The 17,246-nt window shown below is 43.4% G+C and carries 14 protein-coding genes; 6 read left to right on the top strand and 8 right to left on the bottom strand.

What is annotated here, in order from left to right; all coding sequences use genetic code 11:
• Positions 1–3: 3 nt before the first annotated feature.
• The 7 genes from NZ583_03710 to NZ583_03680 all read right to left on the bottom strand — a co-directional run bounded on the left by NZ583_03710 (position 4) and on the right by NZ583_03680 (position 7,106).
• Positions 4–771: an ABC transporter ATP-binding protein gene (locus NZ583_03710; GenBank protein ID MCS7280719.1), complete on the bottom strand. Its 768-nt coding sequence runs from the start codon at positions 769–771 to the stop codon at positions 4–6.
• Entirely contained in the window at positions 768–1,778 is a 1,011-nt protein-coding gene (locus NZ583_03705) for a branched-chain amino acid ABC transporter permease (GenBank protein MCS7280718.1), read from the bottom strand. The genes NZ583_03710 and NZ583_03705 overlap by 4 nt, the downstream gene beginning before the upstream one ends.
• Position 1,779: 1 nt before the next feature.
• Positions 1,780–2,649: a branched-chain amino acid ABC transporter permease gene (locus NZ583_03700; protein ID MCS7280717.1), complete on the bottom strand. Its 870-nt coding sequence runs from the start codon at positions 2,647–2,649 to the stop codon at positions 1,780–1,782.
• A gap of 9 nt (positions 2,650–2,658) precedes the next feature.
• The gene (locus NZ583_03695; GenBank protein MCS7280716.1) at positions 2,659–3,918 is read right to left on the bottom strand and encodes an ABC transporter substrate-binding protein; all 1,260 of its coding nucleotides are present in this window, start codon (positions 3,916–3,918) and stop codon (positions 2,659–2,661) included.
• Positions 3,919–4,017: 99 nt separating this feature from the next.
• Positions 4,018–4,203, bottom strand: a complete 186-nt coding sequence (locus tag NZ583_03690; GenBank protein MCS7280715.1) for a helix-turn-helix domain-containing protein — start codon at positions 4,201–4,203, stop codon at positions 4,018–4,020.
• Positions 4,204–4,236: 33 nt separating this feature from the next.
• A complete protein-coding gene (locus NZ583_03685) occupies positions 4,237–5,592 on the bottom strand; it encodes a sigma-54 dependent transcriptional regulator (GenBank protein MCS7280714.1) in 1,356 nt (451 codons plus the stop codon).
• 14 nt (positions 5,593–5,606) lie between these two features.
• The gene (locus tag NZ583_03680; protein ID MCS7280713.1) at positions 5,607–7,106 is read right to left on the bottom strand and encodes a PAS domain S-box protein; all 1,500 of its coding nucleotides are present in this window, start codon (positions 7,104–7,106) and stop codon (positions 5,607–5,609) included.
• 308 nt (positions 7,107–7,414) lie between these two features.
• Between NZ583_03680 and NZ583_03675 the strand changes: the two genes are divergently transcribed.
• From NZ583_03675 to NZ583_03655, 5 genes are read left to right on the top strand one after another with little or no spacing between them, the layout of a single operon-like run.
• Positions 7,415–8,458 carry a deoxyguanosinetriphosphate triphosphohydrolase gene (locus NZ583_03675; protein ID MCS7280712.1) on the top strand — a complete coding sequence of 348 codons (1,044 nt, stop codon included), beginning with the start codon at positions 7,415–7,417 and terminating at the stop codon, positions 8,456–8,458.
• Between the two features lie 22 nt (positions 8,459–8,480).
• A complete protein-coding gene (locus tag NZ583_03670; GenBank protein ID MCS7280711.1) occupies positions 8,481–11,120 on the top strand; it encodes a valine--tRNA ligase in 2,640 nt (879 codons plus the stop codon).
• Positions 11,117–11,419 (top strand): Asp-tRNA(Asn)/Glu-tRNA(Gln) amidotransferase subunit GatC, encoded by a 303-nt coding sequence (gene gatC / locus NZ583_03665; protein ID MCS7280710.1) that lies wholly within the window; start codon positions 11,117–11,119, stop codon positions 11,417–11,419. The genes NZ583_03670 and gatC overlap by 4 nt, the downstream gene beginning before the upstream one ends.
• Before the next feature lie 24 nt (positions 11,420–11,443).
• Positions 11,444–12,889 (top strand): Asp-tRNA(Asn)/Glu-tRNA(Gln) amidotransferase subunit GatA, encoded by a 1,446-nt coding sequence (gene gatA / locus NZ583_03660; protein ID MCS7280709.1) that lies wholly within the window; start codon positions 11,444–11,446, stop codon positions 12,887–12,889.
• Entirely contained in the window at positions 12,873–13,568 is a 696-nt protein-coding gene (locus NZ583_03655) for a uracil-DNA glycosylase (GenBank protein ID MCS7280708.1), read from the top strand. Before gatA ends, NZ583_03655 begins: the two co-directional genes overlap by 17 nt.
• Here the strand turns inward: NZ583_03655 and pyk are convergent.
• Entirely contained in the window at positions 13,491–14,945 is a 1,455-nt protein-coding gene (gene pyk / locus NZ583_03650) for a pyruvate kinase (GenBank protein MCS7280707.1), read from the bottom strand. The genes NZ583_03655 and pyk overlap by 78 nt on opposite strands.
• Positions 14,946–15,059: 114 nt before the next feature.
• On the opposite strand from pyk, the gene katG reads away from it, so the two are divergent.
• Complete coding sequence (gene katG / locus NZ583_03645) at positions 15,060–17,240, top strand: catalase/peroxidase HPI (protein ID MCS7280706.1); 2,181 nt, start codon at positions 15,060–15,062, stop codon at positions 17,238–17,240.
• The last annotated feature ends 6 nt before the right edge of the window (positions 17,241–17,246 follow it).

Genomic DNA, 17,246 nt, shown 5'->3' with positions numbered 1-17,246 from the left:
GTACTAGATAGTTTCGCTTCCCAGATAGGCCTCTTTTACCCTTTTATCCTCAATCACATCATGTGGATCTCCCTCCGCTATCTTTTCACCAAAGTTCAAAGCCATCACCCTATCCGCAACTCTAAAGAGTTCTCTAAGCCTATGCTCCACCATTATCAAAGTTATACCCTCCATCTTCATCTTTTCGAGGATGGGGATCATCCCCGCTATTTCGCTCATACTCAAACCGGAAAAAACCTCGTCACAAAAGATAATTTCTGGTCTTAAGGCTATGCAACGGGCAAGCTCCAGTCTCTTTTGGTATCCTGTAGGGAGTGTGGAGGCAAGCTTATAAGGAACTCTAGAATCCCTCTCAAAGCCTATCTCTTCTAGAATGTCGACAGCAACCGTATCTCTATCCCCATGTCTTCCACCGCCCCTCCAACCCCCAAGTTTTTTTGCCCTCGGTGACCAAAGCGGTACTATGAGATTCTTGTAGGCTGGAAGGGAATAGTATGGTCTCATGATTTGAAAAGTTCTGGCTATTCCCATGTGGGCTATCTTATGCGGTTTGAGGCCTGTTATATCCTTCCCTTTGAAATAAACCTTGCCGGAGTCTGGTTTGATAAAGCCCGTTATACAGTTAATAAGGGTTGTCTTTCCGGACCCGTTGGGACCTATGATTCCGAATATTTCACCTTTTCTCACTTCAAAACATACATCTATAAGGGCCTTCAACCCCCCAAAAGACTTCGAAAGATCTTTGACGGAAAGTATCACTTCTTCGCTCATACTTTCACCCACCTTTCGAACTGATGGTACTTCCTCTGGAGATAGTTCATAAGTCCTTCACTTTTGATCACTATAAATAGGGTCAGCAGCACACAGTAGATGACTATTCGAAGGGTGCCTGCGGCTCTCAAGATCTCCGAAAGGGGAACAAGGATAAAACTGCCAAGTACTGCCCCAATTAGGGTTCCCCCACCCCCTATCACAGTGGAAGCAATAGGAATTACTGAGAAGTCAAGCGCAAAAAGTGAAAGACCTGCCCACATGTACATATGGGCTATGTAGGCTCCAGAAAAACAACCCATAAAAGAGGCGATAAAGACCGCATATATTTTTATCGTAGTAACATTTATCCCGGATGCCCTAACGGCTTGGTCATTGTCCTTTACCCCTCGAAACACAAGCCCTATATCTTCATTTACAAATCTTCTAAGACCGAACAGGAAAAAAAGCAGAGTCAGAATCACAAGGTAGTGTTCCACGTTAGGGCTCGGAAAACTCCCTAATCCCGATATACCGTTCGTACCGCCAAGTATGTTTAGGGCCTCTATTATTCTTGAAAAAAGGAGCGGATACATGAGGGTCACAATGGCGAAATAGACTCCTCTCAATGGCAAAGCCGGAAGAAGAACCAAAGTACAGAAGAAGGCCCCGCTCAAAGTCGCAAGAAGAATCGATAAATAGATTGGAAGGGAAAGGTAATGGTTATATATGGCTGCAAAATACCCGCCAACTCCTGTAAATAGGGCGCCTCCCAGACAGACAAGACCTACAAAATTTGCTAAAAAATCGAAGCTCAAAGCCAATATAGCATATGCACACATTATGTTTATCACTCTTTTCCAGTAAGGAGCTGCTTCAAGAAATATAGGAAGGATGAGCACCCCAACAACAAAAATGAGCCTCGGTCCTACAAGGTATAGGATCTCTTCCAGGGAGGATATCGCGTAGATGCCCTCGGTTCTAACTTTGAGACTCCTATCAATCCTCTCTTTTCTTAACTGTTCCATCTTAAACCCGCTCCTCCAGTTCTTTCTGCTTTCCAAAAAGCCCCGATGGTTTGACAATAAGCGTAACTATTATTGCCAAAAGTGCAACGACCATCTGATAGTGGGTCGAAAGGAATTTGTCTGTAAGAATTTGCGCAAAACCGATTATAAAGGATGCAACTACAGTTCCGAAAAGGCTTCCAAGGCCCCCTATGACGCATACTGCAACTGCGAATATAAGAACGCTATAACCGGCTTCAACGATTATGTTCCCTAGAGGTAAAAGGAGAAGGGCAGATAGACCCGCCAGGGCAGAACCGATTGCCAAAGCCAAAATGGCAGTCATGTCAGAATCGATCCCAAGCATCATCGCAGCCCGCTCGTCCTGAGCTATTCCCCTTAGGGCAAGCCCTATCCTTGTGTGGTGTGTGAAGAAATACAAAAACAAAAAGACCAAAACCCCGCATATGACAACTATCATCCTCTGATAGTCTACTGTGACCCCCAATATTTCAAACGACCCGCCAAAAAAAACGGGGAGCGTGAACGTCATTCCCCTAAGACCGCCCCATCTCAGCCCTTCAAGGATTGCAACGCCGATAGCGTAGGTGGCTATGATTTCCGATATCTCCATACCCCTTATTCTCACCAAGATGAATCTGTAGATTAGGGCACCGATCGCTCCTGTTATAAGAATGGCTAATACGATAGCCAAAAGGTAGGGAATTTTCGGGACTTTATTTAGAAATAACCAGACTATGTAGCCAGTTGTCACATACAGAGCACCATGAGCGAAGTTCGGCACCCTGCTTATGCTGTAAACTAAAGTGAACCCAAGTGATATAAGGGCTAAAGTGACGCTATTTATCACACCGTAGACTAAAACGTGCATATTATCCCCTTACTTTTTCACCCACGGTGGTAACATCACCTTGCCTTGGGCAACTTTAGGAGGAAAAACCTGGACTCTGTTTCCCTGCTGCCACTGGAATATGCAAGTTACAGCCCCCTCCTTAGGATCGAATGAGGGGATAATCTGATGTGTTTTCTTATCGAACCTCATTCTTCCGTAAACACCCATTATGTCAAGCTCCTCAAGGGCAGCTATCACCTTGTCCGTATCAAGACTTTTCGCTTTCTCTATGGCTTCTTTTAACTGGTAAACAGCCATATAGGAGGAAGAGGTTCCATACCCTTCCGGTTCCAATCCCCATCTTTTCTTGTAAGCTTCCACAAACTTCATTGTCCAGGGTGTTATGTTGCCGGGAACGTTCCCTCCGTTGACCACATTTACGATAAGATATTCACCCCTTCCACCTGTGGCCTTCCAGAAACCGGGCTGTTCCGCAGCGCATACAAAACCTATAGGAAGGGCTTTCATCTTTAAGTCTGACCACTGTTTCAGAAGGATGGCACTTTCCGGCATATCCATCCATAAAAAGAGAATATCGGCACCTTTTGCCTTAGCATCTGCAAGTCCAACCGAGTAATCCGTTGTTCCTGTTGGGTAAATCTTCATGTCTATCACTTCCCAGCCTTTTTCTGTCAATGCTTTTTTCATCGCTTCACCGCCTCTTCTTGCATGCTCTACATCCTGAACCATAATGTAGGCACTTTTTAATCCAAAAGGCTTTTGGATCTCATCCAAGAACGTTATGAATTCCTTCATCATGTTTCCCACATGGTTTGTGTTTCTGAAGGTGTATTTGTACTTTTCGTAATTTTCAGCAACCCTTTGGGTGAGAGCCGGACTTAAAACGCCAGTGGTTATTATGCTTATCTTTTTGTACTTGCTCACTATATCCATTGCTGCAAGTGCTGCCTCCGATCTCACAGGGCCTCCGATCAAAAAGTCCACCTTCTTTTCAAGGATCAGTTTTTCTACCGCAAGGAGAGCTTCACTTACCGGAACCCCTGGTTCCAAATCTCTCGTATCTATAACTTCGACTTTGAAAGGTCTCCTCACACCGCCAACATTTACCCCACCTTTGGCATTTATCTCTTCAACTGCAAGCTTAATCCCCCGTTCCGCAACCCATCCGTAAAGGAACGCGGTAGCAAGTGGAGAACCAATAACTATCGGCTTTTCAGAACAAAGCAGGGTGGAGGAGTAAAAAGTCAATAGAAAAATACCAAGGATCGTGATTAGAAACCTTTTCATGGTAACCCCCTTTAGGTTTTTGTTTTTATTTAAGCATCTTTCGTGCCAGAATAGCTTAGGAGCCGGCACATTAATACCTTTGTTTCTTTCCTCTCCAGATTAGGGTTTTTTGAAAAAATCTTTCAACTCTTGAAACATTTTTTCATCACGGCTTATCCTTTCAATCTCCCTCCTTAGATATCTTTCATTGACCTTTAGTATCTCACTTGCCCTCTTTATGTCCCAGCCCGTTGTTCGAAGAACCTTTAAGATGTATTCTCTTTTTACCTCTTTTAACGTTTTCACAAAGATAAGAATTGCAATGAGGATGCCAGCCTTTTAATTACGCCTCTCAATACCGTATTCCCTTATCTTTCTTCTAAGGGATGGTCTAGAGATTCCTAAAATCTCACATGCCTTTCCAAAATGCCATCCAACACATTCGAGAACTTTCTTTATATGCTGCTTTTCCACAGTACTTAAACTCATAAGGCTTTCCATTTCCTCTTTCTTTGGAGTATCCCTAGCCTCCAAAAGCGGAAGAATATGTTCCTCGGTTATCACCTCACCCCTTACTTCAATCGCTGCCCTAGTTAGCACGTTTTCGAGCTCCCTTACATTACCTGGCCAATGGTATTCCATCATCCTCTCAATCGCTTTTTCTTCAACCTTTTTTATCTGTCTTTTCAACTCCAGGTTGAGCCTTCCTATAAGATATTCTACAAGTAAAGGAATGTCGGATTTTCTTTCTCTTAGCGGAGGAACGTAAATCTTTGCCACTGACAGCCGGTAGTATAGGTCCTCCCTGAATTTTCCCTCTTTCACGAGTTGTGAGAGAGGCCTATTAGAGGCGGCTATGACCCGTGCGTTAGATTTTAGTGTTTTTTCTCCTCCCACTCTTTCAAACTCTTTTTCTTGAAGGAATCGCAAAAGCTTTGCCTGAAGCTCATAAGGTATCTCACTTACCTCATCCAAAAATATAGTTCCATCTCCGGCAAGTTCGAACTTTCCTCTCTTCGTGCAATGGGCTCCGGTAAATGCTCCTTTTTCATGGCCAAAAAGTTCGCTTTCGAGAAGTGTTCCCACTATTGCAGAGCAGTTAATCGGTATAAAAGGGTGATCTCTGAAAGGACTGTTGTAGTGGATAGCCTGAGCGATTAACTCCTTTCCCGTTCCAGTTTCTCCTTCTATTAGAACTGTGACCCTATTTTCCGATAGTATTCCTATTGCCTTGAAAATCTCTTTCATCGCTTTGCTTTTTCCAATGATCTTGCCTCTCTCGTGGGCTGATGGATTTCTAATAATTAACCCATCCTTCTCGTTTAGCGCGTCTTCCAGTCTTAACGCTTTAGAGACAGCTCGATCCAACTCTTCAATATCTATAGGCTTAGGTATATACTCGTAAGCACCTTTTTTGACCGCTTTTATAGTCGTTTCCATATCATGGAAGGCCGTAATGATTATCACATGTACATCTCTGTTCTTGTCTTTAAGTCTCGTTAAGAGCTGGAGACCGTCGTCGTCAGGAAGTCTCACGTCGAGAATTATCACATCAGGATCGAACTTGACCGCACTTTCGTAACCCTCGGCCGCGTTTTTAGCACACATAACAGAGTAGCCCCTTTCGGTAAAGTACATGTCAAGGGATTCAAGTATGGCATCCTCATCGTCGATTATTAGAATTTTGTGCCTCATGGCATGTCATCCTTTTAAGGTAGGAATATCGAAAAATGGGCTCCCTTTCGCTTTCCAGGGTAGACTTCAACCTTTCCACCGTGTGCTTCAACTATCCGTTTCACGTTGAAAAGACCGAGACCTGTGCCTTTTTTCTTATTACTGAAAAAAGGATCAAAGATGAAAGGGAGAGAATCTTTGTCGATTCCTGGACCATTGTCGTAGATATCTACAATAACACCCCCGTTTTTATTTGCCTTCCTAGTGGCAACGGTTATGACTCCCCCGCCGTCGAGTACGTCGATTGAATTTAAAAGTATGTTGATGAGAGCTTGTTCTATCTTATCCTTATCGAGATTGAGTTGTGGAAGTTTCGCCGAGTAGAGCTTTTTGATACGGATTTTCTTCTCTTTAGCTCTCACCTCTATTACCTCAATGCTCGACTCCACAATCCGATTTATATCCGCCTTTTCAACGTTAAGCTTTATAGGTCTTGCGAAGTCTAGCATCTCCGTGAGAATCCTTTCGAGCTTGGTTATCTCGTTCAATACGATCTCTATCCTTCTTCTGTCGTTACCGTCTAGAAAAGCATTCCTCTTTAAGATCTGTATGTTGAGCTTTACAGAGGATAACGGATTCCTTATTTCGTGCGCCAAAGATGTTGTAAGCCTCCCTATTTGGGCCAAGTTTTCGGTTTCCCTTATCTTTTTTTCCATCTCAACCCTTTCCGTTATGTCCCTACATATACCCGCAACCGCCATTTGACCGTCGTAAGTTATTATCTTAACCTTGTTCTCCGTTGGGTAACATCTACCATCCTTATGTTTTCTTAAGTAAACGTATAATTCGGGAGCCTCCCCCTTTTTTATCCTTTCATCGTAAAGGCTCTTTACAAATTCGAGGGATTCTTCAGCAATGAACTCGTAGTACGATTTTCCGACAACCTCTGAAATATCGTATCCGTGCATGTCGCAGTATGCTTTATTTGCGAACACTATTATTCCACCCTGATTCACAAAATAGCCGTCGTTTATGTCCTCGACCAGTGTCCTGTACTTTGCTTCAGATTCAGTAAGCTCTTTTGTCCTTGCCTCAACCATCCTTTCCAGGTTCTGGGCGTGTTCTCTAATTTTACTTTCGTGAAGGGACTGAAAATTTCTACTAAATTGCGTAATTGTGTAAAAAGTGCACCTGTTTAGTTTGATGAGAGCCTCTTTCAATTCCTCCCCTTGGAGATTGTCAAGGAATATGGGGGTTAGAATCTCGCGGATCAATTCGTAAGCGTGCTGGACCTCAGAGAGCGTAAAGCCCCCATGTAGCCTTGCACGGGTAATCCATTCGATGTGGCAGTTGATTTTTGAATAATCGTTGAAAAGGAGAACGTAGGTGCTTGCATCATATGCTGCGCTCACAGTGATGGAAAGTTCCTCGTAAGGTCTTTCTTTGTATCTTTCACTAACTTCCCGCTTTAGTCTTGCTATCCACTCTTCAATTACCTGTTTTCTATACTTTTCTAAAAGCTCTTTGAGCCCCATTGCAGTTTTGTATTTAGGCTAGATTTGCCCCTTATGGTTTTCCAATAAGCCATCTTACGGGATAGCAAACCTTTCCAAGAATCCAACTAGCGTGAAAGTCAACCTTCGTAAGGATTGAATATAGAATCGATGAGTTTCTAAACCGATTACTATAACCCCCCGTCGTTAAATAATATATCACGTTTTTAAATTTTGAGCAGGAACAAGAAGGCTTACCTTAGTTTTTTAGCCTCGGATTGTTAGGAGACCGTGGATTTTGAGGTACGTTTCTTGAAATAAAAAATGTTATTGTGATAGATTAGCTTTTTGTGAAAATAAGGGAACTCCTTGAGCAGAAAGAGGAGATTCTTCTTTCTCCCTTTGCTCAGAAGAGCAAAAATTCTCGAGGAAGGCTCAAACCGGAGCCAGAATGCGACATAAGGCCCGCTTTCCAGCATGATAGGGACAGAATTATACACAGCAAGGCTTTCAGAAGATTAAAGCACAAGACCCAAGTCTTTCTTTCCCCTCAGGGTGACCACTACAGAACGAGATTAACTCACACGCTTGAAGTGGCACAAATCGCCAGAACCATAGCAAAATCTCTGTCTTTAAACGAGGATCTTGTGGAGGCCATTTGTCTGGGCCATGATCTAGGTCATACGCCTTTCGGACATGCAGGAGAAGAAGTTTTAAATAGGATACACAAAGGGGGTTTCCGGCACAATGAACAGAGTTTAAGGGTCGTAGATATGTTGGAAAAGGACGGCCGGGGACTCAATTTGACGTACGAAGTAAGAGACGGAATTCTAAAGCATTCCAAAGGAAAGGGAGAAGTAATTCCAAAAGAGTCGGATGAGAAACCACTCACAAAAGAGGCTGAGATAGTCCGAGTGGCAGATGTCATAGCCTATATAAACCACGACATAGATGACGCTTTAAGGGGCAATGTTATTCGCGAAGAAGACCTTCCAGAAGATTCGGTTAAATTCTTGGGAAGGACCAGTTCAAAAAGGATAGACACGATGGTGAGAGGTGTTATAGAGGAGACTTTAAAGACAGAGAATCTAATGATATCTATGAGCGAGGAACTCACGTACCACATATACAAGCTAAGAGATTTTCTTTACGAAAGGGTATACGAAAACGATGTTGTCCACGGTGATTTCGAGAAGTGTGCGAGAATAATTGAGGATCTTTACTTCTATTTCCTTAAGCATCCGGATGTGTTTCTCAAAGAGATAAACAAGCCTGACTTTTATGACGAACCGGAAAAGTGTGTGGTCGATTTTATATCGGGCATGACCGATAGATATGCCTTTTACCTTTTTGAGAAGATATTCCTTCCCTTGCCATGGAAGATTCCTCTATAATTCGAACCTTAGGGAGTGACTTATGCTCGAAAAAGTCTACAATCCTAAAAATGTGGAGGAAAAATGGTATAAGTTCTGGCTGGATAAGGGGTACTTTACTGCCAAAACTGACTCAGAGTTAAAACCGTTCTCTATTGTCATTCCACCACCTAACGTGACTGGTTCCCTCCATATGGGGCATGCTCTCAATAACACTTTGCAGGATATAGTTGTCCGTTACAAAAGAATGGCCGGATTCAATACCCTTTGGCTTCCTGGCACTGACCATGCGGGAATAGCGACACAGAATGTGGTAGAAAGGGAACTAGCAAAGGAAAACCTAAAAAGGGAGGATTTAGGAAGGGATGGATTTTTAAAGAGGGTCTGGGAGTGGAAGGAGAAGTACGGAAGGACGATAATGGAACAGCTTATGAAGCTTGGGTGTTCTCTTGACTGGACAAGGGAAAGGTTCACAATGGACGAAGGCCTCTCCAGGGCTGTAAGAGAAGTCTTTGTCCGGCTTTATGAAGAGGGTCTAATATACAGAGGGTATTACATAATAAACTGGTGCCCCAGATGCAAAACGGCCCTTTCAGATTTGGAGGTCGAACATGAAGAAGAGAAAGGTTTTTTGTACTACGTAAGGTACCCTCTTGAAAGGGGAGCCGAATTTCTAGTAGTTGCCACAACAAGACCGGAGACAATGTTGGGTGATACGGCAGTAGCCGTGAATCCCGAAGATGCAAGATACAAAAAGTACGTTGGAAGTTTCGCCGTTCTCCCCATTGCTGAGAGAAAGATTCCAATAATTGCGGATCCTCACGTGGATCCTAATTTCGGTACTGGAGTTTTGAAGGTCACGCCTGCCCATGACTTTTACGATTTTGAGATAGGAAAAAAACACAACCTGCCACAGATAAAGGTCATTGATGAAGATGGCCGTATGAATGAAAACGCTTTCTTATTTGCGGGTCTTGACAGATTTGAATGTAGAAGATTACTCTTGGAAGAACTCAAAAAAAGGAATCTCTTTGAAAAGCAGGAACCTTATTCTTTGGTTTTGGGAAAGTGTTACAGGTGTAAAACCGTAGTTGAGCCTTCTCTCTCACTCCAGTGGTTTGTGAAAATGAAACCTCTTGCGGAGCCAGCAATTGAGGTTGTCAGAAGTAAAAGGGTAAGGATAATACCTGAGATGTGGGAGAAGGTTTACTTTGACTGGATGAATAACATAAAAGACTGGTGTATATCTAGACAGATATGGTGGGGACACAGGTTACCCGTCTGGTATTGTAAGATGTGTGAAAAAACTTACGTATCCAGGGAAGATTTGGAGCTATGCGAATCTTGTGGTCAAAGACTTATTCAGGATGAGGATGTTCTGGATACCTGGTTTTCTTCGGCTCTCTGGCCTTTTTCAACACTTGGATGGCCTAAAAAGACTAAAGACTTAGAGATCTTTTATCCCACATCCCTTCTCGTTACCGGGTTCGATATTCTCTTTTTCTGGGTTGCCCGAATGATTATGATGGGCCTCAAATTTATGGGGGATGTCCCTTTTAGGGAAGTCTACATACACGCTTTAGTAAGGGATGCCGAAGGAAAGAAGATGAGCAAATCGAGAGGAAACGTGATAGATCCCCTTATAATGATAGAGAAATATGGATGCGACGCCTTTAGATTTACTTTAGCTATGCTTACTTCGCAAGGAAGGGATATCTTACTTTCCACTGAGAGAATAGAAGGGTCCAGAAATTTTGTAAACAAGATCTGGAATGCTGCAAGACTTTCCCTTCCTTTCCTTGAAGGTATGGACTTTTTTGAAGAAGGAAGCTTCAGGAACGATTCGACTTTCTTGCCAGACAGATGGATAGTAACGAGACTCGTAAAGGTGATAAAAAGAGTGACGGACGCTTTAGAAAGCTACCATTTCAATGAGGCATCGATAGCCCTTTACGATTTTATTTGGCACGAGTTCTGTGACTGGTATTTGGAGCTTATAAAACCGAACCTTTACGGAAGAGTCTCCGTATTCGACTCCAAAAAGACAAGGTTAACGCTTTTTTTTACATTTCGTTCGATCCTCAAACTCCTTCATCCTTTTATGCCTTTTATCACTGAGGAGATCTATCAGATGCTCCCTCATAAGGAAAAAGAAAGCATAATGATAGATAGCTATCCTAAAGCGGACGAATCATTAATGGATGAAGAAGCGGAAAGAAAGATGTCTGTGATAATAGAAACGATAGATGCCATAAGAAGGATACGGGGAGAAGTAAATATCCAGCCAAATGTGAAGATCGACGCGCACATAAAAGCTAAAGATAAGGAAGAACTTTTAAAGCTTTACGTGCCGTACGTTATGGAACTTGCCAAGCTCAGAAACGTATTTTTTGTCGAAGAAGAAATCCAAGAAAAATGCGCAATCGAAGTAGTGGATGACGTGGAGATCTATATACCCCTTACCGACATTATCGATGTTGACAAGGAGATTTCAAGGATCGAAAAAGAGATGAAAAGACTGGACGAAGAGCTCGAAAAAGTATTTAAAAAGCTCAACAACAAAGATTTCCTCGAAAAGGCACCTCCGGAAGTGATAGAAAAGAACAAAGAGACTTTGGAGGAGCTAAGAAACAAAAGATCGAAACTCGCCATAGGAAGAAAACGCTTAGAGGCTATAAGATGAAGACGAAGATAAATGAAGAAACGGTGAAATACCTTGCCCATCTAAGCCGGATAGAACTCACAAAGGAAGAGATAAGCGAGTTCACCTACCAGCTCGACACAATTTTAAAGTACATGGATCAATTAAATGAGCTCAACACTGACGGCATAGAACCCACATCCCACGCAATCGAATTAAAACTTTCGCTGAGGGAAGATCAAAGAGGACCTTCTCTGGCCCAGGAAGAAACTATGATGAACGCTCCTCAGAGGATGGGACCCTTCTTTAAAGTTCCCCCAGTGATAGAAACGGAGGCCTAGCCTAAAGTGAATGAAATTTTAGGGATGACGATAAAAGAAATAAGGGAACGATTGAAAAAGAAGGAATTCACTTCCTCAGAACTAACCCGTTTCTTTCTAGAAAGAATAGCGAAATACGACGGCGAGATAGGTTCGTACATCGAAATTACAGAAGGCACGGCTATAGCCATGGCCGAGGAGGCGGACAGAAGGATAAAAAAAGGGGAAGATGGAAAGATCTTAGGGATTCCTTTAGCGGTAAAGGACATCATCTGCACAAAAGGGATCGAAACTACCTGCGCTTCTAAGATCCTTAAAGGATTCATCCCACCCTATGATGCAACGGTGATAAAGAGGCTTAAGGAGGAAGGCTGTGTTCTTCTCGGAAAACTCAACATGGATGAATTTGCGATGGGGTCTTCTACTGAGAATTCCGCGTTTCAAATTACTAGAAATCCATGGAAAAAGGATAGGACTCCTGGGGGTTCAAGCGGCGGTTCCTCTGCCGCTGTGGCAACGGGGCTATGTGTCGCTTCTTTAGGTACTGATACAGGAGGTTCTATAAGGCAGCCTGCCTCATTTTGTGGAATTTTTGGCCTCAAACCCACGTACGGAGCAGTATCGAGATACGGTCTTATTGCGTTTGCATCCTCCTTAGACCAGATAGGTCCTATGGCGAGAAATGTCACTGATCTTGCTATTCTTCTCGAAATAATCGCCGGCTATGACCCCTACGATTCCACATCCCTTCCGTTTTCCCCACCCGACTATTTTTCCTTCCTTGGACAAGATATAAAGGGGTTGAGGATAGGAATTCCAAAGGAGTATTTCACAGAGGGGATAGATCGGGATGTGAAGGAGGCTACTACCAATGCTATAAAGCTACTTTATGACTTAGGCGCAAAAGTCGATGAGATAAGCCTTCCCCATACAAAATATGCGCTCGCCACCTATTACATAATTTGCACAGCTGAAGCCTCTTCCAATCTTGCAAGGTATGACGGTGTTAAGTACGGGTTAAGGATTGAAGGAAAAGACATAGTGGAGATGTACAAAAAGACTAGGCTTAAGGGTTTTGGGAAGGAAGTGAAAAGAAGGATAATCCTTGGAACTTATGTTCTGTCCACCGGTTATTATGATGCTTACTATAAAAAGGCATCGAAGGTAAGAACACTTATACGCAGAGATTTTCAAGATGCATTTAGAGTCTGTGATGTGATTGTGACCCCCACTTCTCCTACAACCGCCTTCAAATTAGGAGAAAAGATACATGACCCCTTAAAGATGTATCTTTCTGACATCTTTACAATCCCTGCTAATCTGGCAGGGCTTCCAGCTATGTCTTTGCCATGCGGTTTCGATTCGGAAAATCTTCCCATTGGACTTCAGCTTATTGGCCGTCCTCTGGAGGAAGAAACTTTGCTCAAGGTCGCCTATGTCCTTGAAAAAGAAATGAAGGTTAAAACTATTCCCGATGAATACCTTTCCTGAAGCTCTCCGTTTTCTTTCGTCTTTAGAAACGATGGGAATAAAAAAAGTCTTCCTTGAAGAAGGCATAGATCTGCTCAGTCTTTCCAAGAGAGTGCATGACTGTAAAAGATGTCGTCTCTCTTTAACCCGTACGCACGTCGTTTTCGGAGAGGGAAACTGGAACGCGGAGCTAATGTTTGTAGGGGAGGCTCCTGGCGAAGAAGAGGACAGAGAAGGAAGACCATTTGTCGGTAAGGCAGGAAGGCTTCTTACTCAACTCATCGAGGATGTTGGGCTGAGAAGGTCGGAAGTGTACATATGTAACGTCCTAAAGTGCAGGCCTCCGGATAATAGGGACCCGGAAAAAGATGAGATAGAACAGTGTAGGGAGTATCTGTTCCTCCAAATAGCTTTCGTAAGGCCTAAAGTACTGGTTACCCTCGGAAGGTACGCTTATAACACCATATTCGATTGCGAAGAAAGGATAACCAAAGTTAGGGGGGAGCTAAGAGATTTTTGTGGGATAAAGGTTATCCCCACATACCATCCTTCGTTCCTTTTAAGAAACCCGGACAAAATCGAAGAGGTTAAGGAAGACATAAAAAGGGCAAAAGCTCTGCTTTTAAGCGGAAAACTCGATTTTACGTTGCAGAGTCTCTCTTATCTGGTCTGGCCTAAGGACTCGGATAAGACTGGTTGAACCGACCTTTCCTACTGGATAACCCATAGTAAGAACGATAGTTTCTTCGCCTTTAATAAAACTGTCTTTATGCGCTTGGGACAAAAATTCTTCTACCATTCGCGAAGGATCATCTATACCAGATAGAACCATGTACGGTTTTACACCCCAAATAACCGTGAGCCTATTTAGGATTTCCGGGTCATGTACATTTGCAACGATTGGCGTTCTTGGTCTAAACTTGGCAACCCTGAAAGCTGAGCTTCCACTCTTTGTGAAGACTACAATTGCAGATGCTTTGATCTCTTTGGCCAATATGCAGCTACTTTTCGCTATGGCATAATCTGGGGATTCTTCGTCAAATATCTGTTGAAAGTAAGGATAAACTTTTTCAGCCTCCTTTATCGTTTTCGCCATCATACGAACTGATTCAGTAGGAAATTCACCAACTGCTGTCTCGTCCGAAAGCATAAGAGCATCGGCACCATCCAATACTGCGTTGGCTATGTCCGATATATCGGCCCTTGTTGGGGCACTGGAATGGACCATCGAGTTTAGCATCTGCGTTGCGACCACCACAATTTTGTTCTTTGCTCTCGCTTTTTCCACCAGTCTTTTCTGTTCGATAGGTACTCTCTCTAATGGGATCTCGACTCCAAGGTCACCTCTCGCTATCAGTATCCCATCGGAAACCTCAAGTATACTGTCTATCTCTTTTAATGCGTTTTCTGTCTCAATTTTTGAAAAAATCGGCTGACCCGAGCCAAACTCTTCGATCACCTTCCTACACTCCATGACGTCGTTTTTGTTATTAACAAATGAGAGAGCAACGAAATCGACTCCCATTCTCAATCCAAATATAAGGTCATCTCTGTCCTTTTCTGTAAATGCCGGAATCGATAGTCTCACACCTGGAAAGTTAACGCCCTTTCTAGATGAAATCGTACCTCCTTGAACGACCTGTGTGAGGACCCGGTCAAAAAGATTAGAAATCACCGTAAGCTTTATCTGACCATCTGCGAGACAGACAGTATCCCCTTCTTTTAGGTCTTCTAGGATTTGAGGTCTGTCAATGCTAATTATCGCTATCCCGTCTCTCTTTTCCCCAATTACTTCCTTTTTTATTATCTCCACAGTCTCACCCTTATGAACCATAAATGGTCTTTTCACCTCACATACCCTTATCTTTGGGCCCGATAGGTCCTGTAGTATCCCAACTGGAAGCTTCAATGTTTGGGCGACCGACCTTACCCGTTGAAAGAGGATCCTGTGATAATTTTGATCTCCGTGGGAAAAATTCAGTCTAAAGACATTAACGCCTGTCTCTATGAGCTCTTTTATCTTCTCCGGGTCTTCCGATGAGGGTCCTAAGGTCGCTATGATTTTGGTCCTTCTCATAATTTGCAAAATTTTACAACACCTATCTGAAGGTTGAAAGTTTTTTCAAAAAAAAGATTGACAACGTGGGCTGGACAAAATATAAATTAAAAAAATTCTAAAAAGGAGTTTACCATGGACGAGAAAGAGAAGACCATAAGAAAAAGATGGATTCAAGATTGGTGGCCAGAAAGGCTAAATTTGAAGATACTTAGGCAGAATTGCCCTTGTTCGAACCCGTACGGTTTTGATTTCGACTACGTGAGCGAGTTTGAAAAACTTGATCTTCAAGCCGTAAAGAAGGACATTGAGGAAGCTCTTCGCAATTCTCAGGAGTGGTGGCCTGCAGATTTCGGACATTACGGCGGGCTTATGATCAGGCTCGCATGGCACAGTGCCGGTAGCTATAGAGTATTCGATGGTAGGGGGGGAGCGAATACAGGACAGATCCGTTTTCCTCCAAGGATAAATTGGCCCGACAACATAAACCTAGATAAGGCATTACGGCTTCTTTGGCCTATCAAACAGAAGTATGGGCGTAGGATTTCCTGGGCCGATTTAATAATCCTTGCCGGAAACGTAGCATTAGAATCGATGGGGGTAAAGACTTTTGGATTTTCCGGAGGAAGGGTCGACATGTACGAACCTGATGAGAGTCCTGACTGGGGGCCAGAAGAGGAGATGTTAAAAGGCGACAAACGTGTAAAGGAAGGTGAAGTTGAAAGGCCCTTTGCAGCAACAGAGATGGGTTTGATATATGTTAACCCGGAAGGTCCGGAGGGAAATCCGGATCCTCTCGCCTCCGCAAAGCAGATAAGGGAGATATTCACGAAGATGGGCATGAATGACGAAGAAACGGTTGCCTTGATAGCCGGTGGCCATGCTTTTGGAAAGACTCATGGAGCATGTCCTGAGACTTTTCTAGGTCCCGACCCCGAAAGTTCACCTTACGAAGAGCAGGGTCTTGGATGGAAATGTAGTTTTAAGACCGGTATGGGGCCGGACACTTATACAAGCGGATTCGAGGTTATATGGTCCCCCACACCTACAAAATTTAGCAACGCTTTCTTACACATCCTTTTTCGTTACGAATGGGAGCTCACCAAGTCTCCTGCCGGTAAGTATCAGTGGGTTGCAAAAGATGCGCCGGAGATAATACCCGATCCTTACGATCCGCAAAAGAAACACAAGCCAACTATGCTCACAAGTGATCTCGCTTTGAGGTTCGATCCAGACTATGCAAAGATCGCAAAAAGGTTTATGGAAAATATGGATGAATTCGAGAGGGCTTTTGCAAAGGCCTGGTTTAAACTCACCCACAGAGACATGGGTCCGCTCTCGTGCTATGTGGGACCAGAAGTTCCAAAAGAAGTTTTCGTATGGCAGGACCCTTTGCCAGAAAGGGACTACGATTTGATAGATGAAAAAGACATGCTTGCTCTCTCTCAGGCAATTTTGGCAAAGGGGCTTACCATAACAGAGCTTGTATACACTGCTTGGTCCTCTGCCTCAACATTTAGATGTTCTGATAGAAGGGGTGGCGCAAATGGAGGACGCATAAGGCTTTATCCCATGAACAGCTGGGAGGTGAACCATCCCCAAGAACTAAAAAGGATTCTTAACATTTTTGAAACAATAATGGAGGATTTCAATTCTAGATCTGGAAAAAAGAAGATTTCGATGGCTGACCTTATAGTGCTTGGCGGATGTGTTGCCATAAAAGAGGCGGCAAAGAGAGCAGGGATCGAAGTAAAAGTCCCTTTTACGCCAGGAAGGGTCGATGCAACCCAGGAACAGACAGAGGTTGAGTTTTACAAGGCAATTGAGCCTGTAGCCTGTGGATTCCGGAATTACTTTACTGGGAAGACATCTTACTCTCCAGAGTATCTTTTAGTCGACAAGGCTCATCTTTTGACACTTTCGGTTCCGGAGATGGTTGTGCTTTTAGGTGGTATGAGGGTGCTTGGAGCAAATTACGGTAAAACCGATTACGGTGTCCTAACGGAAAACGTAGGTACATTAAGTAACGATTTCTTCGTGAATTTGCTCGATATGAGATGGAGATGGGAGAGGAAGGACGAAAAAGGATATTTATATTACGGCTATGACCGAAAGACAGGCGCACATAAGTGGACTGCCACAAGGGTAGATCTCATATTCGGTCACCATTCCGAGCTGAGACCAATTGCTGAAGTTTACGCGTGCTCGGACGGAGAGGAAAAATTCGTTAACGATTTTGTTGCCGTATGGCACAAGATTATGAATCTTGACCGCTTCGATCTCCGAAAGAATCCGTGTCCGACGTATTATCTTTGATTTCAA

It is taken from the genome of Thermodesulfobacteriota bacterium (genome assembly GCA_025062045.1).
Taxonomy (GTDB): Bacteria; Desulfobacterota; Syntrophorhabdia; order Syntrophorhabdales; family JANXAF01; genus JANXAF01.
The sequence above is the reverse complement of the archived record's forward strand: the minus strand, read 5'-3'. Positions and strand labels throughout refer to the sequence as shown.

What these genes read in the sequence shown, in the direction of transcription:
- NZ583_03655 (MCS7280708.1), top strand. Translation starts at nt 12,873, where the DNA reads ATGAATACCTTTCCTGAAGCTCTCCGTTTTCTTTCGTCTTTAGAAACG.
- gatA (MCS7280709.1), top strand. Translation starts at nt 11,444, where the DNA reads ATGACGATAAAAGAAATAAGGGAACGATTGAAAAAGAAGGAATTCACT.
- NZ583_03685 (MCS7280714.1), bottom strand. Translation starts at nt 5,592, where the DNA reads ATGAGGCACAAAATTCTAATAATCGACGATGAGGATGCCATACTTGAA.
- katG (MCS7280706.1), top strand. Translation starts at nt 15,060, where the DNA reads ATGGACGAGAAAGAGAAGACCATAAGAAAAAGATGGATTCAAGATTGG.
- NZ583_03670 (MCS7280711.1), top strand. Translation starts at nt 8,481, where the DNA reads ATGCTCGAAAAAGTCTACAATCCTAAAAATGTGGAGGAAAAATGGTAT.
- NZ583_03680 (MCS7280713.1), bottom strand. Translation starts at nt 7,106, where the DNA reads ATGGGGCTCAAAGAGCTTTTAGAAAAGTATAGAAAACAGGTAATTGAA.
- gatC (MCS7280710.1), top strand. Translation starts at nt 11,117, where the DNA reads ATGAAGACGAAGATAAATGAAGAAACGGTGAAATACCTTGCCCATCTA.
- NZ583_03710 (MCS7280719.1), bottom strand. Translation starts at nt 771, where the DNA reads ATGAGCGAAGAAGTGATACTTTCCGTCAAAGATCTTTCGAAGTCTTTT.
- NZ583_03705 (MCS7280718.1), bottom strand. Translation starts at nt 1,778, where the DNA reads ATGGAACAGTTAAGAAAAGAGAGGATTGATAGGAGTCTCAAAGTTAGA.
- NZ583_03695 (MCS7280716.1), bottom strand. Translation starts at nt 3,918, where the DNA reads ATGAAAAGGTTTCTAATCACGATCCTTGGTATTTTTCTATTGACTTTT.
- NZ583_03700 (MCS7280717.1), bottom strand. Translation starts at nt 2,649, where the DNA reads ATGCACGTTTTAGTCTACGGTGTGATAAATAGCGTCACTTTAGCCCTT.
- pyk (MCS7280707.1), bottom strand. Translation starts at nt 14,945, where the DNA reads ATGAGAAGGACCAAAATCATAGCGACCTTAGGACCCTCATCGGAAGAC.